Source organism: Kribbella sp. NPDC056951, assembly GCF_042674205.1.
Lineage (GTDB): Bacteria > Actinomycetota > Actinomycetes > Propionibacteriales > Kribbellaceae > Kribbella > Kribbella yunnanensis.
The window spans coordinates 1-23,251 of sequence record NZ_JBHUQZ010000015.1 but is presented as its reverse complement, the minus strand read 5'-3'; the positions used below and the strand labels follow the sequence as shown (position 1 = coordinate 23,251).

The window sequence follows — 23,251 nt, the reverse complement described above, 5'->3', positions numbered from 1 at the left end:
CTCAGATGGCCACGAAGGTGGTCAGCATGAGGACGAAGAAGAGCAGGCCGGCGGCCATCAGCGCCGTACCGATGATGCCGAGGATGCGGCCGGCCTGCGCCATCCCGCGGTTGTTGTAGACGCCGGGCGCCGCGTCGATCTCGGCCAGCGACTGGCTGCCGAGCCACCAGGCGACCGGCGACAGGAAGATCAGGCCGGTGCAGAGGGCGATCACTCCCAGGACGACCGCGACGGTCGCCTGGGAGTTGTCCTGGAGGATGCCGTACGCCGGCTGGTGCGGCGAACCGGGCTGGACCGGGTAGAACGTGTGCGTCCGGTCGGTGGCGTCGGTGTACGACATCCTGTGCTCCTCAGGTCAGTTCGATCAGGTCCCCCAGTCCGAGCTCGGTGAGCTGCGGCCTGACGTCCTTGGCTTCCCCTACGACGACAACGAGTAGCCCGTTGGTTCCCACGTACTCCCGGTACGCCGCGGTGGCCTGCTCGGCGGTGGTGGCGGCGATCCGCTGCATGTAGGTGTCGGCGAAGTCGATCGGTACGCCGTTCGCGATGTTGCTGGCCACCTGCTGGATGATCGAGTCCGCCTGCTCGTAGCGCAGCGGTGCGGTCAGCGTGAGGCTGTCCTTGGCCTCCTGGACCTCCTGCTCGGTCAGCCCGTCCCGTGCGTCACGGAGGATCCGCAGTGCGTCACCGATCGCCGCACCGGTCACCTCGGTGCGGACTGCGCCGCCCAGCGTGAACGTGCCGCCCTTGCGAGGCGCTGCGAAGCTGCTGCGCGTGCCGTACGTGTAGCCCTTCTCCTCGCGTAGCACGGTGTCCACGCGGGAGGTGATGGTTCCACCGACCACGTGATTCGCCACGGCGGCCGGGCCCCAGGCAGCGCTACGACGGTCCGGACCGGCGCAGCCGATCACCAGCTGGCTCTGCACCGAGCCCGGCCGGTCCACCAGCACCACGCGGTCACCCGACAGGTACAGCGGCTCGGGAGTCTCCAGTGCGGGCCCGACCTCGGCCCGCCAGTCGCCGAACGCGTCATCGAGGATCGCAGCCACGTCCACACCGGTCGCGTCACCCGCGAACAGGATCTGCGCGCGCGCCGGACCGATGTTGTTCCGGTAGAACTCGGCCACCTGCACGTTGGTCAGCGGGCGGATCGTGTCCGGCGTCCCTGCGGTCGGCCGGGAGCGCCGGGTTGACGCGTCGAACAGGTAGGCGGCGAAGGCCTCGCGGGCCCGGTAGCCGGCGTTCGCCTTCTCCTGGTTGATCTCACCGAGCCGGATCGTCACGTGCCGCCCGACATCGGCGACGTTGAACGCCGGCCGGGTGACCGCCTCGGCCAGCAGCTTCACGGCCGGAGCCAGGTGCGACACCGGGACCGAGATCTCCACGTGCAACGCGTCCGAACTGACATCGACGCCGTACGCCGCTCCGTGCCGCTCAAGGGCCGCTGCGAAGTCGTTCGCCGAGTGCAGCTCAGTGCCCTCGTCGAGGGTGCGGGACATGATCGTCGCGACCCCTTCGAGCTCCCGCGGCTCCGCGAACAGCGGCATCGCCACGGTCACCCGGACAGTGGCGACGTACTGGCCAGGGCGGTCGAAGATGTGCACCGGCGTACCGGCGCTGGTGGTCGTGGTGGTCGACTCCGGGAACTTCCACGGGCCGGGCGGGCTGACCGGTGGCGGAGTGGTCAGGCTCTGGCTCATGCTTCCGCTCCATCGTCTTCGGTACGGCGGTAGGTCACCTGGGCACGACCGGATGCGCGGATCCACTCCCGGGCCGCGGCCTGGACCTGCTCGGCCGTCACGGCGCGGACCTGGTCGATCCGGGTGTTGATCCGGTTCGGGTCGCCGAACAGGAGCGCGTGGTGCGAGATCTCGTCAGCGCGGCCCGCACAGGTCGACAGCTGCTCCAGCCAGTCCCGCTCGGCCTGTGCCTGGACGGTGGCCAGCTCGTCGGCGGTGATACCGCTCTCGGCGAGCTTCTCGACCTCCTCGAGCAGTGCGTCCTCCACCTTCTGCAGGTCGATACCGTCCGAGGCGATCCCGGTCAGGGTGCCGAAGGACACCCCACCGATCAGCGGGAGCGCCCCACCGGAGACGGACTGGGCGATCTGCTCGTCGCGGACCAGGCGCCGGTTCAGCCGGCCGCTCTGACCGGCAGCCAGTACGTCGAGCGCCAGCCCGGCCGCATCCAGCTCCGGCGTCCCGTCCGGCGGCAGCCGGAACATCATGGTGATCAGATCGGACGGTACGTCGTCCGTCACGTCGTCGCGCAGCACCTCTGTGAGCGGCCCGATCGTGCCGTCCGGAGCGGGCGGCGGCGTCGGGATCGCCGGGAGATGGCCGAAGTACCGCTTGGCGGCGTCGAACGCGTCCTCGACCGACACGTCACCGACGATCGTCAGAACGGCGTTGTTCGGGCCGTAGTAGGTGCGGAAGAACGCGTGCACGTCCTCCAGCGAGGCCGCGTCCAGGTCGGCCATCGAGCCGATCGTCATGTGCGCGTAGGGGTGGTTCTCGGGGAACAGCAGCCGGACCAGCCGCTCGTACGAGTCGCCGTACGGCCGGTTGTCGTAGCTCTGCCGCTTCTCCTCCTTCACCACGTCGCGCTGGTTGTCCAGGTTCTCCTGGTTGAGCGCGTCGAGCAGATAGCCCATCCGGTCGGCCTCCAGCCACAGGGCCAGGTCCAGACCGCCGCTCGGCAGCGACTCGAAGTAGTTGGTGCGGTCGAAGAACGTGCTCGCGTTCAGACTGGCGCCCACAGTCTCCAGCAGGCTGAAGTGCTGACCGGACTGCACGTTGCGCGACCCCTGGAACATCAGGTGCTCGAACAGGTGCGCGAAACCGGTCAGACCGGGTGGCTCGTGACGCGAACCCACGTCGTACCAGAGGTTGACGGCGACGATGGGTACGGCGCGGTCCGAACTCACGACGACCCGCAGGCCGTTGTCGAGCGTCTGCTCCGCAAGGGGGTAGTTCAAGGGCATGCGGCCACCCTACGTGGTCACGCTAGGCGCTTGAGAACCTCGTCGTGCAGCCGGCCGTTGGTAGCCAGCGCGTTCGGACCGTTCGGACCGGGGGCCCCGTCGACCGAGGTGAACTTGCCACCGGCCTCCTCGACGATGATCGAAAGCGCGGCCATGTCCCAGAGGTTGAGCTCGGGCTCGGCGGCGATGTCGACCGCACCTTCGGCAACCAGCATGTAGGACCAGAAGTCGCCGTACGCCCGCGTCCGCCAGCAGTCGTCCATCAGACTGCTCCACTGCGTGGACTTGTCGAGTTTGTCCCAGCCCTTGAGGGAGGAGTACGACAGCGAGGCGTCCTCGACCCGGCTCACATCGCTGACCCGGCACGGCTGCGAGGAGTGCAGCGAACGACCGGTCCAGGCGCCATCGCCGTACGACGCCCACCAGCGCCGGCCGATCGCGGGAGCCGAGACCACGCCGACGACGACCTGGTCCTCGATCATCAGGCTGATCAGGGACGCCCACACCGGGACCCCACGGATGTAGTTCGCGGTGCCGTCGATCGGGTCGACCACCCAGCGCCGGGCGCCCCAGCCGGTCGTGCCCTCCTCCTCGCCGACGAACGCATCGCGCGGGCGCGCGCGGGAGAGCGTCTTGCGCATCACGTCCTCGACCTTGGTGTCGGCTTCGCTCACATGCGTCATGTCCGGCTTGGTGGCGACATGCAGGTCGAGCGCCTTGAAGCGGTCCATCGTGGTCGAGTCCGCATCGTCGGCCAGGATGTGGGCGAGCCGCAGGTCATCCGTGTGCGAGGGCATAGCCGGAAGGCTAGCTTGCGGCGAGGTTGAACCGAATAGGGGTTCAGATCGTGTGCACTGGTACGGGAACCACAAGACTGCCTGGAGGCGTCAATGTTCGAGCGCATCGGGGATCTGCCCATGCACGTACTGGTGATCCACGCCGCTGTGCTGGTACTGCCGGTGTCCGCGCTGACCGCGATCGTTTTCGCGCTCGTACCGCGCTGGCGGTGGCTGCTGCGCTGGCCGGTGCTGCTGCTCGGTGTGGGCTCGCTGGTGCTTGCGTACGTCGCCAAGGAGAGCGGCGAGGCGTTTGTCGCAGCGGTGCCGACGCTGCAGAAGGCGGTCCAGGTGCACCAGGAGCGTGGGGACCTGCTCTTCTGGTTCTGCCTCATCTTCGCTGTGGCGGCCGTGGCCGCGTTCCTGCTCCTGGGCGGGCCGTCGGCCCTGGCCAGCGGTAAGGGGGCCAAGGAAGGCCGCGGCCGGCCGCTCGAGCTGGTGACTAGCGCTGCTGTGATCGTGATCGGCGTACTGGTGATCTACCAGACCATTCGCACCGGTGACGCCGGGGCGAAGGCGGTGTGGGACGGGCAGCTGCCTAAGTAGTCGGTTCGGCGTCCTTCTGCTCGCGGCCCTCGCGACTGGCGAGGAGGCGGCGGAAGGACGTCACCCGATCGGCGTCGGCCCGGCCTGCCGCTACTGCTTCATCGAGCGCGCAGTCGGGCGCCAGCTCGGTGTGGGTGCAGCCCCGCGGGCAGTCCACGGTGATATCGGCCAGGTCGGGGAAGGCGTTGATGAGCTTGTTGGGCTCGACATGCGCCAGGCCGAACGAGCGGATGCCCGGGGTGTCGATGATCCAGCCGCCTTCGGGCAGCCGCAGTACGACGGTGTTCGTGGAGGTGTGCCGACCACGGCCGGTGACGTCGTTGACCACACCGATGGCCCGGTTCGCGCCCTCGATGAGCCCGTTGACCAGAGTGGACTTGCCGACACCGGAGTGACCGACCAGAACGCTGGTGCGGTCGTCCAACTGCTCGCGGAGCGCGTCCAGGTCGCCGCCCTGCTGCGTAGCGACGGACTCCACGCCTAGCGGACGGTAGATGTCCAGGAGCGGTGTCGGGTCGGCCAGGTCGGTTTTGGTGAGACACAGCAGCGGCCGCATCCCTGCGTCGTACGCAGCGACCAGGAAGCGGTCGATGAGACCGGTGCGCGGTTCCGGGTTCGCTACGGCGACCACGATGACCAGCTGGTCCGCATTGGCGACCAGCGGGCGCTCCACCGGGTCGTCATCATCGGCAGAACGGCGCAGGAGCGTCGTACGGGGGACTACCTCGACGATGCGGGCCAGGGTGCCTTCGTCGCCAGTGGCGTTGCCGTCGAGCTTCACCTGGTCGCCGACGATCACTCCGGTGCGGCCGAGCTGCCGGGCCTTCATGGCGGTCACCTGACGGTCGCCGACCCAGCAGGTGTAGCGACCGCGGTCCCGGGTGGTCACGAAGCCGATGACGGCGTCGTCGTACGACGGGCGGTCCTTGGTCCGCGGCCGGGTCCGGCGCTTGGGCCGGTCGTACTTGGCCTCCTCGTCGTACCGCGACATCAGCCGGCGAGCCCCGACCAGAGCTCGGGGAACTCGGGCAGTGTCTTCGCCGTGGTCCCGATGTTCTCGATCAGCAGGCCGTCGACGAGCAGCCCGACCACTGCGGCCGCGTGAGCCATCCGGTGGTCGTGGTACGTCGCGAACAGTCCACCCTGCAAGGGCTTCGGGCGAATCTCCAGCCCGTCCGCCGTCTGCGTCACGTCACCGCCCAGTGCGTTGAACTCGCGCTCCAGTGCGGCCAGCCGGTCCGTCTCGTGGTTGCGCAGGTGCGCGATACCGCGCAGGTACGACGGTCCGTCCGCGAAGGCAGCCACTGCCGCGATGACCGGGCTGAGTTCGCCGACCTGGCTCAGGTCGAGGTCTGCGCCGGTGACTCGGCCGGTACCGCGCACAGTCAGCCCGTCCTCCGACCAACTGGCCTCGGCGCCGAAGCGGCTGAAGATCTCAGGCAGCTGACCACCGGGCTGCGTGGTGTGCTCCGGCCAGCCGGTCACCGTCACCTCGCCACCGGTCAGCACCGCTGCGGCCAGGAAGGGGGCAGCATTCGACAGGTCGGGCTCGATGGCGCTGTCCAGGGCCCGAATGGGGCCAGGGGCAACCACCCAGCGGTTCGGCTCGGAGTCGTCGACCTGGACGCCGCGCTCGCGCAGCATCGCCACCGACATGTCCAGGTGCGGCTGCGACGGCACCGGCTTGCCGTCATGGCGGATGTCGACACCCTCGTCGTACCGGGCGCCGGCCAGCAGTAGTGCGGAGACGAACTGGCTCGACCCGGACGCGTCCAGCGTGACCGTGCCGCCACGGACCGCTCCGGTGCCGGACACCGAGTACGGCATCCGTCCGGTGCCACCGTCCTCGATCTGTACGCCGAGTGTCCGCAGCGCATCCAGGATCACACCCATCGGGCGCTCCCGGGCGTACTCGTCGCCGTCGAACTCGACCACACCGTCAGCCAGCGCGGCCACCGGCGGCACGAACCGCATCACGGTGCCGGCCAGACCGCAGTCCACACTCGCCGGGCCTTTGAGCGAGCCCGGGGTGACGGTGACGGTGGAGCCATTGTCGGTGATGCCCACGCCGAGTGAGGTCAGCGCCTGCCGCATCAGCGTGGTGTCACGAGCGGCGAGCAGACCCGTCAGGTGTGACGGGCCGTCCGCGATCGCCGCGAGGATGAGTGCACGGTTGCTGATCGACTTCGACCCGGGCACCGTGATCCGGCCGCTGACCGGCCCCTCGGCCCGCGGTGCCGCCCAGCCCTGCTCCTGACTCATCCCACTCCCTAAGCCCGTTTCTGCCTTGCCTTGAGCCTAGGCCATCCCGCTACGGGACCTTCCAGCCTTCCGGCAGCGTGATGGTCAGCGTGTTCGGGGAGTTGCCGAACTTCGGCACCGGGAGCGCCGTGGGGTAGGTGTAGTTGACCACCTGGATCGTGTCCCGCTTGACCGCCGGTTCGCCGTTCTGGGCGGGGGTGTCGATACCGCTCTGGAAGGCAGCCACCGGCAGCAGGGTCTTCGTGTCGAGGTAGTAGACCATGTGGATGCCCTCCGTGAGGTTGAACGGGTTCGACCACTTCCACTCGGACGGGTCGATGCCGATCTCGCGCAGTCCCCACATCAGGATCGCGGAGCCCCAGTAGTTGTTGTCGGACAGCGTGATCGGCTTGAAGTCGACCACCTGCTTGACGTACGTCTTCCCACCGGCAGTCAGCAGCGTCGGCTGGGCCGGGTTCACGAAGCCCTTGTTGGTGCGGAAGTAGGCGATCACCTTGTCCGCCTGCTCAGCGTTCAGCCCGGTGGAGACGATGGAGTCGCTACCGCCCTGGTACGGCATCTTCTGGCAGGCCATGTCGTCGAACCTGCTGCGCTCCCAACGCTTGCTGTAGTCCGACCAGAGCATCGGCTTCGGATCGCCGTCGGTGCAGACCTGGTTCGTCGGGTCCTTGTCCACACGGCCCTGCAGGATGCTCTGGGCGTAGTAGTACTTGTTGCTCTGGCGGTCGACAGCCATGTCGGTGATCGACCAGATCGGCTGCCCGGTGGCGAACTTCTGCGGGTCCAGGACCGTGGTCTTCAGCCGGGCGATCGGAGTGGCCATCTGACGCTTCATGACGCTCTCGTGGAACGCCTGCGGGTTCACCTCGCTCAGAGCCTGCTCGGTGACCGGCTGGCCGGGCTCGATGATCTTGGCGTCCTTGGGCGGCGCACCGGCCGAGGTGCCGCCACCGCCGTCGGACGACGTCTTCTTCCACAGCACGACACCGCCGACGCTGAGCACCAGGACCAGTGCGACAGCGCCGGCAACGATCAGCGGGAGTGTGCGGCTCTTCTTCGGCGGCTGCTGCTGCGGTTGGTAGAACCCCTGCTGCGGGTACGGCGGCTGTCCGCCGCCGTACTGCGGTTGCTGCGGCTGCTGGGGCGGGTACGGCTGCTGCTGACCCGGGTACTGCTGCGGGGGAGCGGCGTACTGCTGCTGCTGACCGCCGTACGGCTGCTGCTGTTGCTGGGTGACGGGTTGCCATGCGCGGCCGTCCCACCACCACTGCCCATCGTCACTGTAAGTAGGCACGACCTACAGATTAGGGCAGCGCCAGGTCAGCCGAGGTGCAACTCAGCCTTCGCGAGTCGGGCCGCGGCCTTCGCCTCGTGAGCAAGCTGCCGCGCCTCGCGCTTGGCTGCCTTGGCGCCGCGCTTGGTCTCCCGCTTGGCCGCCTTCGCACCATGGCTCGCCCGCCAGACCACACCCGGCTTGCCCTCGGTGTCGACGGCCGCGAGCAGCAGACCGCCCAGCAGACCCAGGTTCTTCATGAACTGGTACCGCTGCAGAGCCTTGGCTTCCTTGTCGTCCTCCTGCCAGAACGCGTGCGCGGCCAGGGTCGTCGGCACCAGCGAAGCCGCCAGCACCGTCGCACCGAGCCGGCGGCCCTTGCCGCTGGCGAGTGCGAGCCCGCCGAGCACCTGGGCGGCACCGTTCAGCCGGATCAAGTTGGCTGTCGATTCAGGAATGCGGTCGCCGACCTGTGCCGGGACGGCCTTCTTCACCAGCGGGACCAACCGGTCGGTCACGGGCTGCGCCTTCGGCACCAGCGGCTCGGGGTTGCGAAGGGAGCTCACGCCCTGGGCGACGAAAATGACGGACAGCAACGGCCTGGCCAGTGCACGCACGACAGTCATGCCTCCTTCATACACCACGTGTTGAGGCGTTCCCGGTACCCAGGCCCAACCGTCAGATGGGGCACCCGTCCGGACCGCAGGTGGCGTCGGTCGCGCTCGGCGAGCTGATCAGCGTCACCGGCTTGCGGTCGGCGTTCGCGCGGCGCAGCGCCTCGCTGAACACCTCCGCCGGCTGGGCGCCACTCACGCCGTACTTCTCGTCGATGACGAAGAACGGTACGCCGTTCGCCCCGTAAGCGAGGGCCTGTGCCTGGTCGGCGGCCACCTCGTCGGCGTACTCGGTTCCGGCCAGCACCTCGGCCACTCGGTCCGCCGGGAGACCTACCTCAGCGGCCAGCGCGGCCAGTGTGGCGTGGTCGCCGACCGGGAGACCGTCTGTGAAGTATGCCTTCAGCAACCGTTCCTTGAGCCGGCCCTGCGTCTCCGTGCCGGACTCGAGAGCCAGGTGCAGCAACCGGTGGGCGTCCACCGTGTTGACCGCCTTGGCCTGGTCCAGGTGGTACTCCAGGCCGAGCTCCGCGGCCACCTCGGTCACGTGCTGGTTCGCCTGCACGCCCCACGCCCGGTCGCGGCCGTACTTCTCGCCGAGCCGCGTCGGCAGGTCCCGCGGGTCGTCGTTCGTGGACGACGGGTCCAGCTGGAAGCTGTGCCAGACGATCTCGGCGGTGTCACCACTCTCGGCCAGCGCCTCTTCAAGGCGCCGCTTCCCGATGTAGCACCACGGACAGACGACATCGGACCAGACATCAATACGCATGTTCAGGACAACCGGTGCGCGTCCGAACCCATTCCGGGTGTGACGCGTCTGACGCCACATGGACATCACCGAAGCCCTCGTCCGAAACCTGCTCCGCGACCAGTACCCCGACCTGGCCGACCTGGAGCTGCGGGAAGTCATCGGCGGCTGGGGCAACCAGATGTGGCGGCTGGGCGACGAACTGGCGGTCCGGATGCCCCGCCAAGCCGGTGCGCCGCAGCAACTCGAACTCGAGTACCGATGGCTCCCGGCCATGGCTGACCGGCTCCCGCTACCAGTGCCGACACCGGTACGGCGTGGGGCGCCCTCGGAGCGGTTCCCGTACCCGTGGCTGATCACCCAGTGGGTGCACGGTGAGCCGGCGGACCGTGAGTTCGTCACTGCGGACGAATCCGGTACGACGCTGGGGGAGTTCCTGCGCGCATTGCATGTGCCCGCACCGGCCGACGTACCGCCGACTCCGCGCACCGGCATGCTCCAGCTGGGCCACATCGACCACTTCTTCGACAACGTGGAGCCAGGGGACGTCGTACGCGAGATCTGGGCGGACGCTGTCGCCGCACCGGCTTGGGATGGCGCACCGCTGCTCGTGCACACGGATCTGCATCCTGCGAACCTCGTGGTCGCAGATGGCCGACTGGCCGGGGTCATCGACTTCGGCGACCTGGGCAGCGGCGACCCTGCTATCGACATCTCCGCAGCGTGGACCCTGCTGCCGGATGGTGCGGCGAAACGGTTCTTCGAGAGCTATCCGGTCGACGATGCGACCTTCCGGCGCGCCCGCGGTCATGCGGTGCAGAAGGCGCTGTTCGTGCTGGCCATGGCGAACAACGGGGACAAGGGGCTGCCAGGTGGGAAGCCGACTTGGCGGGCGGCGGGGGAGCTGGCCCTGGAACGCGGCGTCGGCCGGTCCACCCGGTGAGGGTGGCCCGGCCGACAGGGGACTTCAGCGTGCGGCCTGCTCGATGGTGCGGGTGACCAGGCTCGGCTCCGAGAGCATGACCAGGTGCGAGGCGCCGGGTGCGTCGACGATCGTGGCGTGCGCCCGCTCGGCCATGAAGCGCTCACCAGCCGGGGGGATCGCACGGTCCTTGCCGGGGATCACGGCGTACTTGGGGAGGCCGGCCGGGGCGCTGGCCTTGATCTCCTCGGTGAAGACCGAGGCGGAGACCGGACGCTGCGACGAGGCGAGTACGGCGGCCTGGCGGCTGGGCAGGTCGGCGGCGAAGACCCACCGGAACGCATCCGGCTTCATCACCAGGTCCGCCCCACCTGGGTAGCTGATGACGTTCGTGGTGTCCGGTCCGATCTCGCTACCGGGGTACTGAGCGTTCAGAGCGCCGATCGTCTCACCGGCCTGCGGGATGAACGCCGCCACGTAGACCAGCGACTTCACCTCGGCCGCCCCGGCGAGCTCGGTGATCACAGCGCCGCCGTACGAGTGTCCGACGAGGACCTTCGGCCCGGGGATGCCGGCCAGGACTCCGTTCAGGTACTCGGTGTCAGTCGCGACGCTTCGGAGCGGTACGGCCGGGGAGACGACCGTGTAGCCGTCCCGCTGGAGCTTCTTGGTCACCTCCGACCAGCTACCGCCGTCGGCGAACGCGCCGTGGACCAGGACGATGGTGGGCTTGGGCTTCGGCTTGTGAGTCGCGGCAGCGGTGGTGGCTCCGGTGACTGTCAGCAGGGCTGTTGCGACGGCGGCGGTGAGGCGAAGGAGCTTCATCAGTTCGCACCACCCTCGACTGCGGTCGCGATGAAGTCGGCCACGGCCTTGGGCTGCGAGACGGCGACTGCGTGCGAGCCGTCGACCTCGATCGTGGTGGCCTTGGCGCGGGCCGCCATGGTCCGCTGGCCCTCAGGGTGGATGGCCTGGTCGCCGGTGGCGATCAGCTGGTAGACGGGCAGCCGGGTCCAGCTGGCCGGGCCGGACTTCTCCGCGAACGCCGCGGCGGCGATCGGACGCTGCGTCCGGCCGAGCAGCTCGGCGTCTGCGACATCGGCCGCGAACAGGTCGTGGAACTTGGCCTGGTCGATGCTCAGGAAGGTCTCCTCGGCACCGTCACCGGTCGGCAGCTGGTGGGGAACCAGTCCGGCGGCGAAGTCGTTGGCGGGGAAGCTGCCGAGCAGGTCCTGCAGGCTCTCGCCCTCGTCCGGGACGAAGGCGGCGACGTACACGAGGGCGGTCACGTTGTCGGCGGCGTTCGCCACGTTGGTGATCACCGCTCCGCCGTACGAGTGCCCGACCAGGACGACCGGGCCGTCGATCTCCCGAACCTGGGCGGCGATCCGGCCGGCGTCGTACGCGACGCCGTGCAGCTCGTTGGACAGTGCCACCGCCGGGATGCCGCGGCTGGTGAGCTCGGCGATCACGCCGGTCCAGGACGCGTTCTCGGCGAACGCTCCGTGCACCAGGACGACGGTGGGAGTCTTGTCGGTCATCTGTCTCGCACTCCTTCAGGAAGTTCAGTAGGTGATGACCTGAAGATTGCCGCGGACCGCCGCTCCGCCGGATCGACCGATCAACTGAACTTCTGGGGAGTGCATGAGGCCTGCTGGGGTGCCGGTGCACCCAAAACTCATGCGTTCGGGGGAGGGGCGAACCTCTCCAGCACCAGGCGGGTCAGCTGGACCCTGGAATTCACCTCGAGCTTGCCGAAGACCGACCGCAGATGCGTACCGACGGTGCTGGCCGAGATGACCAGCTCCTCGGCCGCTGACCGGTTGGTGTGCCCCTCCGCGACCAGGAGTGCGACTCGGCGCTCCATCGGCGTGAGCGCCTCCCACCCGGCCTCGGCCCGAGCCGGTACGGCGGCCCACCGACGACGCCGTACGCCGGCCGCCTGTAGCACCGCCTGGATCCGCCCTGCCGGTGCGGAGGCACCCAGCTTGGTGAGTGCGTCCAGGGCCTCTTCCAGCGTGGCAACCCCGGTTGCGCGGTCACCGCTCTCCAGCTCGGCCCGGCCGTAGCGGTCCGCGGCCAGTGCTCGCAGTAGCGGTCTCCCTGTGGTTCGAAGCTGCTCTGTGGCCGCAGCGAGCCGCTTCAGGTCGTTGCCTGCAGCGACAAGCTCGTGTGCGCCCAGCGCGGCAACTGACGGGCTGGTGGCGACCTGAGCAGCCAAGAGGTCCTCTGCGTCAGCACGCACCAGTACGTCGATCCGCTCCGGAAACTCATGCGGTACGTCGCGCAGCCGGGTGACCGCCTTGTCGTCGCCATCGGCGAGCGCCAGCAGCGCGTTGATGGTGCTGTCGGTTCCGGCGAGCTCACGCGCTTTGGTGGGCTGGTTCCGCAGCAGTGCGATCAGAGCGAGCACTTGATGGGAGGCCGGGACCAGTGCGGTGTCGTGGAGGTCCTTCATCCACCAGAGACCGGCCTTGGCCTCCTTCTCGGCGAGGTCGAGGTTGCCTGCCGCGAACTCGAGGCGGGCGTGCAGAACACTCAGGTGTGCCGCGGTCTGCCAATCACCGGCGGTCATCAGCTCACGACTGCGCTGCAGCGCTGCAGGGAGTTCGTCGGCCTCGGCGCGGCAGTAGAGCTCACCGACCTCGAGGACAGTGTCCGGGAGACTGCCCAGGTCTGACGCTGTCTCGCGAGCCTTGATGTAGTAGTCGCGAGCGGTGGCGTAACGGCCCGCTGCCCTCGCAGCTTCGGCTGCGGCTGTGTGGACGATCGCGCGGGCTACCGGGTCGGTCAGGCGGGGGAGCAATTCCGTCGGTGCCACCTCATCCGGTGCGAGCAAAGTGCGGTAGGCGGTGAGGCGCTCGGTCAAGTGCGGTGCTGCACCCGGGGCGAAGAGGTCTTGCCGCTGCAGACGGCCGGTGACCCACTGGCGTGGTGCCAGGTGCAGCCGGACGGTCGCGCGCAGATCCGGGGTCACCGGTCCGTGGTAGAGCGCCGTACCGCTGAGCAGGTCGTCGGCGAAGGCCGTGGCTCGGTCGTACTGGTAGGCGGCGAGCAGGACGGCGATGACGTCGACACCGACTTCGGCGCGCAGCGGGTCGTCAACCGCGGTCAGCTCGAACGCGTGCTGGATCACTTCGGCTGCTGTGGTGGACATGGTCGCGATCAGCTCCTGCGCGGCCTGCCGCAATGTGCTGACCGCTGCGGTGTCACCGGGCTGCGCGACTGCCAGGACGTGTGGCGCCGCGACGGCCGCGCCACGGCCGGCTGCGATCAGCTGGGTGGCGATAGCACCGTGCAGAGCCCGCTGCGCAGACGGCGGTACGTCGGCCAGGGTCGCCGAGCGCAGTAGCTCGTGCTGGAACCGCAGTGCCGAACCGGCGTCGGTCAGCAGGCCAGCGTGGATCGCCTCATCGAGCGCGGTCGCCAACTTGGCCACCGGCTCGGACATCAGCGCAGCAACATCCTCAAGCCGGAACTCGCTGCCGAACACGGCTGCCGTCCGGACCAGCGTCCGAGCATTCTCAGAGAGCCCCGTGCTGCGGCGCCGAACACCTTCAACCAGCCCGGGTGGCAGCGGACCGGTCGGGGCAGGAGCCGTGAGGAGCGGACCCACCGGCGTAACGCTCGCCGGGGTGCCTGCTGCGGCGCTGTCGAGGCTCGAAGCGGCTGGCGCTGTGTGCTCAAAGCCGGGAGCGTCTGGCGTGGTGTTGCCGAGGTAGAGGCCGGCGATCAGTTGCTCGGCCAGGAACGGGCTGCCCTGGACCCCAGCGAGCTGGAGGGCGAGGCCTGACTCGACGGGACGGTTGAGCCGGTCCTTCGCGATGTCCTGGATCGCCTCTGCACTGAGCGGACCTAGCTCGATGGTGTGCACGGGGACCTGAGTCTGAACCGCATTGACCAGCTGGTCGGCCACACCGCCAGGAGCCGGTCGGGTGGCGATCAGCCACAGCAGTTGGTGGCTGGCGAGCCGGGCGATGAGAACGCGCAGGGAGAAGGCCGTCAGCGGGTCAGACCACTGGGCGTCGTCCAGAACGACGAGCGCCTTGACCCCGTCCAACCGGCGACCGACGAAGGCGGCCAACCGCTCAGCCAGCCAGAGGGGTTGCGTGTTGAGCGCCGCCAGTTCCATGAAGTGCTCGGTGTCGATGAGCGGCTCGCGGCCAGCCCGCAGCGCCGGGGCGAGAGAGGAGAGCGGGCTGATGTCATCCGTCTGCTGCGCAGTCGCTTGCGCAACCAGAAACCCCTGCCGCTCCGCCTGCTCAACCGCCGCAGCCAGCAACGCCGACTTCCCGAGCCCCGGCTCCCCGCTCACAACCGCCAGCGACGCCGTACCGTGCTCAGCCTCTCGCAGAGCCTCGAGCAGTCGCCCAAGCTCCTCCGAACGCCCGCGCAACGGCTGCATGGTGCGTTTCTACCATTCAGGCGCAACGACGGAGGGCGAGGAGGGCGTAGGCACGTGCGGTGTGGAGCACTTCGGAGAGGCGGACGTGCTCATCCGCGGCGTGGGCGTAGCGCACGTCGCCCGGACCGTACTGGAGCGTGGGGATGCCGGCCGCCGCGTACTGGCGGAGGTCTGAGCCGTACGGCGCACCGTTGACGGGCGGCGTCGTACCGCCGGCGTCGATGGCTGCTTGGACGGTCTCGGGGAGCAGGGGGTCGTTGTCGGGGAGCAGACCGGAGGCGAATTCGCCGCCGGGCCAGGTGACCGTCACCGGGTGGTCGCGCAGCCAGTCGTCCTTGGCGCAGGACTCCGCGATCGCCGCCTCGAACGCCGCTCGGGCGGACTCGACGGACTCGCCCAGGCGGACGCCGTACCGGCCCTCTGCGATGAGTAGGTCGGGCACGGTGCTGGCCCAGTCACCGGCCTGGATGGTGCCGACCGACAATGGGTTCGCCAGGTCGAGGTGGGCGAGCAGCGGGTGCGGGTCGCGGTTCCGCTCCGCCTCCAGCGCCTGCAACGCGCTCTGCAGCACGGTGAACTTCTCAATCGCACTGACACCACGCGAGCGAGTCGAGCCGTGGGTCGCGAGCCCTGGAACCTCCAGCCGGAAGGTGAGCGAGCCAGCATTGGCCGGGATCACCGCACCGGCCGTCGGCTCAGCAATCAGACACGCCTCACCGGTGTGCCCCCGCTGCAGCGTCGCGAACGCGCCCGCGCCACCGTCCTCCTCACCGAACACGGTGTGGACGGCCAGTGGCTTCCGCAACTTCACCCCGGCCGCAACAATCGCCGCCACCGCACCAAGGAAGGCCGCGACCCCACCCTTCATGTCACAGGTCCCACGGCCCCACATCACCCCGTCCTCAACCCGCGCCGAGAACGGATCTCGGTCCGGCCACTGCGCGAGGTCACCCGGCGGTACGACATCCACATGCCCGTTGAAGATCAGACCCGGCGTACCCTCCCCGCCCAGCACGCCCACACAACCCCACGCGCGCTCCCGCTCAACCTCCCAGCCCGGAAACGCCGGGTCAGCAGTCAGAGCCGGCAGATCGATCTCCCAGTGATCGACAGCCAGACCCAGTGCCCGCAGCCGCTCCGCACACCACGACTGGATCTCACCCTCAGCCGGAGTCCCGTCCACACTAGGAATCCGCACCAACTCCCGCAGCTCCGCAACCACCCGCTCGTCGTCGACAGCCGCCAGGACCCTCTGCTCAACCTCACTCAGCATGCGCCCATCATGCATCGACCAACTCGAGCACGCGCCGCGCCCCGGCAGCCACCAGCTCCTCCATCACCGCCGACCGCCCGTGGGCGAACTCAGCAACACTCGCGTAGATCGATGCCGCACACACCGCCACCGCTGCCCGCCCACCTGCGCGTAGCGCGGCTTCCACGAACAACTCGTCGATCCCGTCCGGCGCACCGTCGCGCGCAGCCGACGCCGCCAGCGAGACGAGGTCGTACGCCCGTGATCCCGACCCCGCGGCCTCGAAGTCGATGATGCCGGTCAGCAGTCCGTCCGCGACCAGCAGATTGCCGATGTTGAGATCGCCGTGCACCAGGTCATCGGCGGGCAGCGGATGATCCCGGTACGGATGGCACAGCACGCCGTACCGTTCGATCAGGTCGGCCGGCTCACCGCCGTACTCGTGCACCCGCTCCCACACGCCGTCCCAGCCCTCGAAGACCACGCCATGCACGTAGCCCGACCAGTTCACCACGTCCTCGGGCACCAGGTCGCGCTGGAGCTCACAGGCCGCGATCAGCTGCCGCGCGATCGACTCGTCGACCAGAGCCCCGTCGCGGACCGGCGTACCGGTGACGAACGCCTGCAGCTGGTACGGCGAGCCGGCCGCGGTAGTGCCGACCGCCAGCCACTCCGGTGTCGGGTAGCCGACGGCGCGGGCCCGACGGACCAGGTCGGCCGCACGGTGGACGCGTGGCGCCCAGTCCGGATTGTCGGTCCACTTGAGGACCGCGCCGTCGGTCAGCTCGAAGGCGCCCGACTGGAGACCACCGGTCAGTCGCCGCACCAGCTGATAATCGGTGCCCAGGGCAACGTTTAGTTCGGCGACGACTGACTCGGTGGTGTCCATCTACGGTGTCAGCCGGTGGAGGTCGCGGGGGAACAGCGTGACCTGGCGGATGTTCTCGGCTCCGGTCAGGCGCGCGACGAAGCGCTCGAGACCGATGGCGAAACCGCCGTGGGGCGGCATACCGTGTTTGAACGCCTGCAGGTACGAGCTGTACGCCGGTGCGTCCGCCGACTCACCACGAGCTGCCAGTGCGGCCTCGTAGTCGCTGTAGCGGTGTAGGCGTTGGCCTCCGGTGACCAGCTCGACGCCACGGAACAGCAGGTCGAAGGAGTTCGACCAGCGTGGGTCAGACGGCTGTGAGTGGGTATAGAACGGCCGCTTCACCATCGGATAGCCCTCCACAGCAACGAAAGCGCTGCCGTGTTCCCGCAGTGCCCACTCACCGATTGCACGCTCGTCGGCCGGTGCGAGGTCCGGCTCGTCCGGGTTCGCACCGGCCAGCTTGAGTGCTTCGGAGAAATGCAGGACCGGGACCTCCGAAGGGATCTCCGGTAGCTCGACTCCGAGGCGCTCCAGCGCGGCCGACGCCCGCTCGCCCACCGACGACAGCATGGTGGACAGGACAGAGCGCAGTACGGCGAGAACGTCGCGGTGGTCCTGGATGAACCCGAACTCCGCGTCGAGCGACACGTACTCGGCCAGGTGCCGCACAGTGTCGTGTGGCTCGGCCCGGAAGACCGGTCCGACCTCGTAGACGCGTTCGAACACCCCCACCATCGTCTGCTTGTAGAACTGCGGTGACTGCGCCAGATACGCCGGTCCGCCGAAGTAGTCCAGCGCAAACACGTTGGCTCCGGACTCGGTCGCCGTACCGACGATCTTCGGTGTCTGGATCTCCGTGAAGCCCTGACTGTCCAGAGCGCTCCGGAAACCGTGCAGCGCCGCTGCCGCGATCTCCCAGCCCGCCCGCACCGCAGGGTGCCGTAGCGCCACCGGTGCGTTGTCCAGTACGACGGGCAGTCCGGCTCCGACTGTGGGTCGCCACAGCTCGATCGGCGGAGTCACGGCCGGCTCGGTGAGCGGCTCGATCACCGGGTCGACCAGCTCCGCACCACCGGGTGCCTGTGGGTTCGCGGCGACCGTACCGGTCACCTGAACCACGGTCTCCTCGCCGAGTTCGTCCAGCTGGGCTTGGGTTTCCGCCTCCTTCACGACAATCTGGCTGAGGCCGGACCGGTCGCGCAGGATCAGGAAACTGACGGCCGCCAGCCGTCGTCTTCGGTGCACCCAGCCGGCCACCGTCACGGTCTGGCCTACTGCTGAGGGGATCTCTTGGTTGAGAATTCGCATCACTGTTTCACCTCCAGGTCTGTGCTCGAACCCCGGAGGTGTGGGCGAAGGGGAATCTCGCGGTGCCACCACACCTTCACCAGAGCTGACGCTCTGGCCTCTTGCCGTGCATTCGCTCGGGAGTGTCTTCGCGACCGCTCCACGTGCCGCCTTCACAGCTACCGGCGACTCTCTCGGACGTGGCGTACGGCGCTACTTGGTTCCGTCAGCGCGAACAACAACCAGGATAGGCCAACAGGGCAATCAGTTTTCAGCGGCTGCCGCTTGCCGGCGGGATCTGCACGGAGTCGGTGTCCTCGCGGCCGCCGACCCGGGCGTGCACGGTGACGGTGTTCGCCGTGCCCATGCCGGGCCAGGCACTCCACTCCGAGTTGAACGCCTTGCGGTAGTTGTCGGTCCAGCAGGTCGCACGCCGTACGTCGGTCGACCGGGAGCACGTCCAGCCGTGGTCCAGCGCACTCAGGAACGACAGGTTGCGGCCCCAGGAGATGTCCAGGATCACCCGGCGGTCGGTGACGCCGTTCACCTTCAGGAACCGGTTGTAGACGAACGGGTTCGGGTCGTCGTGCGGTGACGGCGTGAGGATCTGCAGCAGCGATTCGTCGTTCCGAATCCCCGGGAGGGTCTCGGAATCGACGTCACTGACCAGTCCGGCCGTGGCGCTCACCGTGTACGTCCGGGCGCTCGCCGAACCGCCTTCGGGCACGTTGAAGACGGCACGCAGCGGCACGGGCTTGAGCGGAGTGAGCGACGTACAGGTCTTGGTGCTGGCGGAGCACTTCCAGCCGAGCGGGTTCTTGGCGATCGGCCACTGCAGGCTCGAGCCATAGCTGATCTTCAGCGTCACAGACGGACGGTCGTGGCCCGGAGCCACCGTCAGCACCCGGTGGTGCACATCTACGTCGTTCGGACCCTTGGTGATCTTCAGCAGGTTCTCGTCGGTGCGCGGCGGGGCTTCCAGAGTCCGCGAGTCGTCGTCGTAGAACCGGCCTGTCTTGGCGGACACCGTGAAGGTGCGGTCCGCGACCGAACCACCGGTCGGCGTCGCGAACGACACGGTCATCGGCTCCGGCTTGGCGGAGTTGGTCGCCGTACAGTCGCCCGTGGCCTTGTTGCAGGTCCAGCCGCGCGGGTTGCCAGTGAGGGGCCAGGACAGGGCCTTGCCGTACTTGAGGCCGATCACCACCGGCTCCTTGTTAGCCGCCGGCGCCTTGATCGTGATGATGAAGGTCATGCCGCCGGCCGCCTCAGCTGGCGCGCTACCTCCGTTACGCGGCGTCGGCGGCATGGTGATCGTCAGCAGGCCCTCGTCGAGCACAGGTGTCGTCGGTATGGGCGGAGTCGGCGTCGGCGTGGTTGGCGTCGGCGTCGTCGGCGCAGTGGTCGGGGCTGTCGTCGGAGCCGTCGTGGGAGCCGTGGTCGGCGCAGTCGTCGGCTTCACCGGCGGTGGCTGCGTCGGTGGCTTGGCCGGCGGAACAGTCGGCGGCTTCGCCGGGGGCTGCGTCGGCGCGGACACCGGCGGCTTGTTGATCGCGGCCGGGGGAGTGTCGTTGCCGGTCAGCGCCATGGCCGCGACGATCGCGGCCACTGCGACGACCACAACCGCACCGGCGCCGACTGCGGTCCGGGTGCTGTTCTCGGTGGCCTTGCGCCATGCGGTGACGAAGAAACCGACCAGTCCGATCTTCGTGCCGGACGCTGCGGCCAGGTAGCCGAGACCCGCCGTACCGAGCAGTGCAGGGGCGAGCAGTGCCGGCAGAGCGCTGTTGACCTCGACCAGCTCGAGGTAGACCGCGGTGCACTTGGCGCAATCGTCCAGGTGCTCGCGGACGTTGCGGTTCTCCCGCTTGGTCAGTCCGCCGCGCACATAGGCGCCCAGGCGCTCGGTGGTCCAGCGGCAACGGTCCCCGGCCACGTCCGCCAGGTGCTGCTGCAGATAGGCCTGCCGGAGACCCTCACGCGCCCGGTACGCCAGTGCGGACACGCCATTGGCGGTCAGCCCGAGCAGGGGAGCGATAGCGGCCGGCTTCTCACCCTCGACCTCGGTGTGCCACAGCACTGCCTGCCAACGCTCCGGCAGGCTGGCGAACGCCTTGGCCGCCGCACCGCTCTCGAAACCGGTGACAGTCGGGTCGTCGAAGGTCTCCGGCTCCCGCTCGTACGCCGCGATGTCGTCGGTGGTCTGCACCTTCTTGCCGGACCGGATCCGGTCGACGTGCACCCGCCGTACCGTCGTGAGCAGGTAGGCGCGGAAAGAGATGTCCGGGCCACCGCCGCCGCGCAGCGCGTCCAGGACCTTGGCGAACGCGTCACTGGCCAGGTCGTCGGCGTCCCCGGCCGGTACCAGCTGCCGCGCCATCCGCTCGGCCGCATGGTGGTGCCGGCCGAACAGCTCGCCGTACGCCTCCAGGTCGCCGTTGCGGACGCGCGCTATCAGCTCGCCGTCGCTCGGCCCTTCCGGCGTCTCCATCGATCTCCCCCGTGCTCTGGTCTCACTCTACTGACTCACGTTGTCACCGTCTGTCACATCGTTGCCGGTGACAAGGCTCCCACGTGGGACGCCCGGGCGCACCTCTTCTGACGCGGAACTCTGCCCCTTTCCTGACGAGATGACCAGCGGAGAAGTTACGCGAAAAAAGTTTTGCGAATCCGCGTCATGAAGTTCCCGCCCGGCTGTCTCATCCCTGGAACGACGCTTCCGGCCACCCGGTCGGGAGACTGAAGGGACGCCTCGAGGAGGGCCATGTCACTGTTCGCGGACATCCGCCGACGGTTCGACCTGCGCCCGCCGAAGTCCCTCAACCTGGCGGGGTCGCCCGCCCGGAGTACGCCGGGAGCGTCGTCCCCTGATCTGGGGTCATCAGGTGCACCGCTCGGGAGGAGGGACCCGCACGGAGCGAAAAAGCACGGGGGGTATCACGGGGGTTCAGGTACCGACCACAGCGCCTATCTCGCGATTGCCGAGGCGTTGCACGACGGTGCCGATGTCGTGCCTGCGAGTGACGAGGTCGGACGCCGCCTGGCGGCCGACGGAGTCTCACTGCTCGAGGCACTTGATGGGCTGAGTGCGCTGTACCGCTCGATCGCCGGGGGCGAGCCGGCTTTCGCCGCGGTACGCGCACTCAGTTCCAGCTGGGCCGAGGCCTCGCTGATCTATCTCCACACGCTGTCCTGCGAGGACCCGCTGACCGGGCTGTCCAGCCTGGCGCACCTGCGGTCCCGGCTGGGAGAGCTCTACCGAGAGGCGGAGTTCCGTGGAACTTCCGTACCGCAGACCCACGCACTGGTGGTTGTCGAGCCGCTCAATCCCCCGGGCACCTCGCCGTTCGAGCGCGAACTCCGCCTCGTCGACGTCGCGGAGTGCCTGCGGATCGTGTTCTGCGGCGGTGACGTACTGGGCCGCGTCGGCTCACGCCGCGCGGCGGCGCTCGTCGGCCGCGACAAGAACCTGCCGGACCAGGTCGAGACGGTACGAGCCCTGATCACCCAGTGGAGGCTGGACACCGACGTACCGCAGCTGGCCCGCGTCTGGATCGAGGGACTCCCCGGTTCGGAAGCCATGGCCGAGCGAGTACTCGACGAACTGGCCCGCCCATAGGACTCGCGTCCGGGCGCCAACAGGGGGGCGCCCGGGCGCATCAGGCCGGCGGCGGATCGCTCATCACGGGGTGAGCGATCCGCCGTCGCTTGTTCAGTCTTTTGTCGGTGGCACTGTCTAGGCTGTTCCTATGTGCGGTAGGTATGCGTCCAGCCGGAACCCGTCCGATCTCGTCGAGGAGTTCGAGATCGAGGTGGGCAACGTGCGCGAATCGGTCCAGGAGGCCGAGCCGAACTACAACGTCGCCCCGACCAACGAGGTGATCGCGGTCGTCGAGCGGAAGAACCGCGAGGTCCCCGACGAGACGATCCGCAAGCTCACCACGGTCAAGTGGGGCCTGGTGCCGTCCTGGGCGAAGGACACCTCGATCGCCTCCCGGCTGATCAACGCCCGGATGGAGACGGTCGCCGAGAAGCCCGCCTTCAAGAAGGCCTTCGCCACCCGCCGCTGCATCCTCCCCGCCGACGGCTACTACGAGTGGTACACGGCCGAGGAGAAGAAGGACGGCAAACCCGTCAAGCAGCCCTACTTCATCCACCCCGCCGACGGCGGCATCCTCGCCATGGCAGGCCTCTACGAGATCTGGCGCGACAAATCGGTCGCCGACGCCGAGTCCGACGAAGCCTGGCTCTGGACCTGCACAGTCCTCACCACCTCCGCCACCGACGACCTAGGCCGCATCCACGACCGCATGCCCCTACTCGTCGAGCGCGACCGGTACGACGCCTGGCTGGACCCGCTGTCCTCCGACCCCGACGACCTCCTCGGCCTACTCGTCCCAGCCGCCCCCGGCCGTCTAGAGGCCTACGCCGTCTCCACCGCCGTCGGCTCCGTCCGCAACAACGGCCCCCACCTCCTAGACCCCCTCCCACCAGACGGCTCACCCCCAGTCGGCGGCGAAGACGGCACAACGCTCTTCTGACCGCCGGGTGCCCGCGTCATACCGGCTCCCGCGCGGTCTCGCCGCACTCCCAAATCGAAGCCCCGGGCACCCACGACCGCGCCGTACGAGCTCCCCCCGGTCATCGGGGTCGCGCCCACCCGCTTCTGAACCCCGCTGCCCCACCACCGCGCCGTACCGGCTCCCACGTGGTACCGGCTCCCGCATGGTCTCGCCGCACTCCCAAATCGAGCCCGGGGCGCGCACCACCGCGCCGTACGAGCTCACCCCATCATCGGGGTCGCGCCCGCCCGCTTCTCAACCCCGCTGCCCACCAGCGGATGGGTCCACCCATCAGATGGCGGCGGGTGAATCCTGTGGTGTCAGTACGCCGATGGTCGGCCTGTCGGGAGCGCGGCTCGGCCGGCGGTTGCCCGCTGCACGGTGATCCCACTCGCGGCGCCCACCACTTTGTGCGCCGTTCGACCACGATTCGCCTCCGGGAATGGTTGATCCGTGCTCAAGGTCTTCGAAAGGAGTCGCCTTGGGCTCGCATCGACCACGGTGGCCGCCTGCGGATGGTTGATCGGATGCTCCTATAGCTGTCAAGTGGTGGTTTGTGGTTGGAGTGCTTGGCGGATGTGGGGTAGGAGTTCGCGGGCGATGTAGCGTTTGAGGCAGCGGATGGTTTGGGTTTTGCTGCGGCCTTTGGTGGTGCTGCGGTGGGCGTAGTCGCGGGTGGTTGGGTGGTGG

General features: G+C 68.7%; 20 protein-coding genes. 4 read left to right on the top strand and 16 right to left on the bottom strand.

The annotated features are described in order from the left end of the window. Window position 1: 1 nt before the first annotated feature. From ACFTSF_RS36550 to hisN, 4 genes are read right to left on the bottom strand one after another with little or no spacing between them, the layout of a single operon-like run. Entirely contained in the window at window positions 2–340 is a 339-nt protein-coding gene (locus tag ACFTSF_RS36550; protein WP_380159586.1) for a DUF4190 domain-containing protein, read from the bottom strand. Window positions 341–350: 10 nt separating this feature from the next. After that, window positions 351–1,700 (bottom strand): M16 family metallopeptidase, encoded by a 1,350-nt coding sequence (locus ACFTSF_RS36545; RefSeq protein WP_380159584.1) that lies wholly within the window; start codon window positions 1,698–1,700, stop codon window positions 351–353. After that, entirely contained in the window at window positions 1,697–2,983 is a 1,287-nt protein-coding gene (locus ACFTSF_RS36540) for a pitrilysin family protein (RefSeq protein ID WP_344144078.1), read from the bottom strand. The genes ACFTSF_RS36545 and ACFTSF_RS36540 overlap by 4 nt, the downstream gene beginning before the upstream one ends. A 17-nt stretch (window positions 2,984–3,000) precedes the next feature. Beyond that, window positions 3,001–3,780, bottom strand: coding sequence for a histidinol-phosphatase (gene hisN, locus ACFTSF_RS36535; RefSeq protein WP_380159582.1), 780 nt, complete (start codon window positions 3,778–3,780; stop codon window positions 3,001–3,003). Window positions 3,781–3,873: 93 nt separating this feature from the next. Between hisN and ACFTSF_RS36530 the strand changes: the two genes are divergently transcribed. Then, complete coding sequence (locus ACFTSF_RS36530; RefSeq protein ID WP_380159580.1) at window positions 3,874–4,365, top strand: DUF2231 domain-containing protein; 492 nt, start codon at window positions 3,874–3,876, stop codon at window positions 4,363–4,365. On the opposite strand, the gene rsgA is transcribed toward ACFTSF_RS36530, so the two are convergent. Genes rsgA through ACFTSF_RS36505 form a run of 5 tightly spaced genes read right to left on the bottom strand, consistent with a single transcriptional unit; the run spans window position 4,358 to window position 9,283 of the window. Continuing rightward, window positions 4,358–5,356, bottom strand: a complete 999-nt coding sequence (gene rsgA, locus ACFTSF_RS36525) for a ribosome small subunit-dependent GTPase A (protein ID WP_380159578.1) — start codon at window positions 5,354–5,356, stop codon at window positions 4,358–4,360. The genes ACFTSF_RS36530 and rsgA overlap by 8 nt on opposite strands. Then, window positions 5,356–6,627, bottom strand: a complete 1,272-nt coding sequence (gene aroA, locus ACFTSF_RS36520) for a 3-phosphoshikimate 1-carboxyvinyltransferase (RefSeq protein ID WP_380159576.1) — start codon at window positions 6,625–6,627, stop codon at window positions 5,356–5,358. The genes rsgA and aroA overlap by 1 nt, the downstream gene beginning before the upstream one ends. Window positions 6,628–6,676: 49 nt before the next feature. Then, a complete protein-coding gene (locus tag ACFTSF_RS36515; protein WP_380159574.1) occupies window positions 6,677–7,921 on the bottom strand; it encodes a hypothetical protein in 1,245 nt (414 codons plus the stop codon). A gap of 26 nt (window positions 7,922–7,947) precedes the next feature. Beyond that, entirely contained in the window at window positions 7,948–8,526 is a 579-nt protein-coding gene (locus tag ACFTSF_RS36510; RefSeq protein ID WP_344144091.1) for a DoxX family protein, read from the bottom strand. 52 nt (window positions 8,527–8,578) lie between these two features. Beyond that, complete coding sequence (locus ACFTSF_RS36505; protein WP_380159572.1) at window positions 8,579–9,283, bottom strand: DsbA family protein; 705 nt, start codon at window positions 9,281–9,283, stop codon at window positions 8,579–8,581. 58 nt (window positions 9,284–9,341) lie between these two features. On the opposite strand from ACFTSF_RS36505, the gene ACFTSF_RS36500 reads away from it, so the two are divergent. After that, the gene (locus ACFTSF_RS36500) at window positions 9,342–10,205 is read left to right on the top strand and encodes an aminoglycoside phosphotransferase family protein (RefSeq protein ID WP_380159570.1); all 864 of its coding nucleotides are present in this window, start codon (window positions 9,342–9,344) and stop codon (window positions 10,203–10,205) included. A gap of 24 nt (window positions 10,206–10,229) precedes the next feature. Here the strand turns inward: ACFTSF_RS36500 and ACFTSF_RS36495 are convergent, their stop codons facing one another. The 7 genes from ACFTSF_RS36495 to ACFTSF_RS36465 all read right to left on the bottom strand — a co-directional run bounded on the left by ACFTSF_RS36495 (window position 10,230) and on the right by ACFTSF_RS36465 (window position 20,490). Then, complete coding sequence (locus ACFTSF_RS36495; protein WP_380159568.1) at window positions 10,230–11,009, bottom strand: alpha/beta fold hydrolase; 780 nt, start codon at window positions 11,007–11,009, stop codon at window positions 10,230–10,232. Next, on the bottom strand, window positions 11,009–11,725 hold the full coding sequence (locus tag ACFTSF_RS36490; protein WP_380159567.1) for an alpha/beta hydrolase: 717 nt from the start codon (window positions 11,723–11,725) through the stop codon (window positions 11,009–11,011). The genes ACFTSF_RS36495 and ACFTSF_RS36490 overlap by 1 nt, the downstream gene beginning before the upstream one ends. 137 nt (window positions 11,726–11,862) lie before the next feature. After that, window positions 11,863–14,589, bottom strand: coding sequence for an ATP-binding protein (locus ACFTSF_RS36485; protein WP_380159565.1), 2,727 nt, complete (start codon window positions 14,587–14,589; stop codon window positions 11,863–11,865). Window positions 14,590–14,605: 16 nt separating this feature from the next. Then, window positions 14,606–15,862: an ArgE/DapE family deacylase gene (locus ACFTSF_RS36480; protein WP_380159563.1), complete on the bottom strand. Its 1,257-nt coding sequence runs from the start codon at window positions 15,860–15,862 to the stop codon at window positions 14,606–14,608. A 7-nt stretch (window positions 15,863–15,869) separates the two neighbouring features. Beyond that, window positions 15,870–16,730 carry a phosphotransferase family protein gene (locus tag ACFTSF_RS36475; protein WP_380159561.1) on the bottom strand — a complete coding sequence of 287 codons (861 nt, stop codon included), beginning with the start codon at window positions 16,728–16,730 and terminating at the stop codon, window positions 15,870–15,872. Further along, window positions 16,731–18,020, bottom strand: coding sequence for an aspartate--tRNA(Asn) ligase (gene aspS / locus ACFTSF_RS36470; protein ID WP_344144112.1), 1,290 nt, complete (start codon window positions 18,018–18,020; stop codon window positions 16,731–16,733). A 250-nt stretch (window positions 18,021–18,270) separates the two neighbouring features. Continuing rightward, entirely contained in the window at window positions 18,271–20,490 is a 2,220-nt protein-coding gene (locus ACFTSF_RS36465) for a sigma-70 family RNA polymerase sigma factor (RefSeq protein WP_380159559.1), read from the bottom strand. A 519-nt stretch (window positions 20,491–21,009) separates the two neighbouring features. On the opposite strand from ACFTSF_RS36465, the gene ACFTSF_RS36460 reads away from it, so the two are divergent. Further along, window positions 21,010–21,618 carry a hypothetical protein gene (locus ACFTSF_RS36460; RefSeq protein ID WP_380159557.1) on the top strand — a complete coding sequence of 203 codons (609 nt, stop codon included), beginning with the start codon at window positions 21,010–21,012 and terminating at the stop codon, window positions 21,616–21,618. Window positions 21,619–21,748: 130 nt separating this feature from the next. Then, window positions 21,749–22,540, top strand: coding sequence for an SOS response-associated peptidase (locus ACFTSF_RS36455; RefSeq protein WP_344144120.1), 792 nt, complete (start codon window positions 21,749–21,751; stop codon window positions 22,538–22,540). Window positions 22,541–23,251 lie beyond the last annotated feature (711 nt).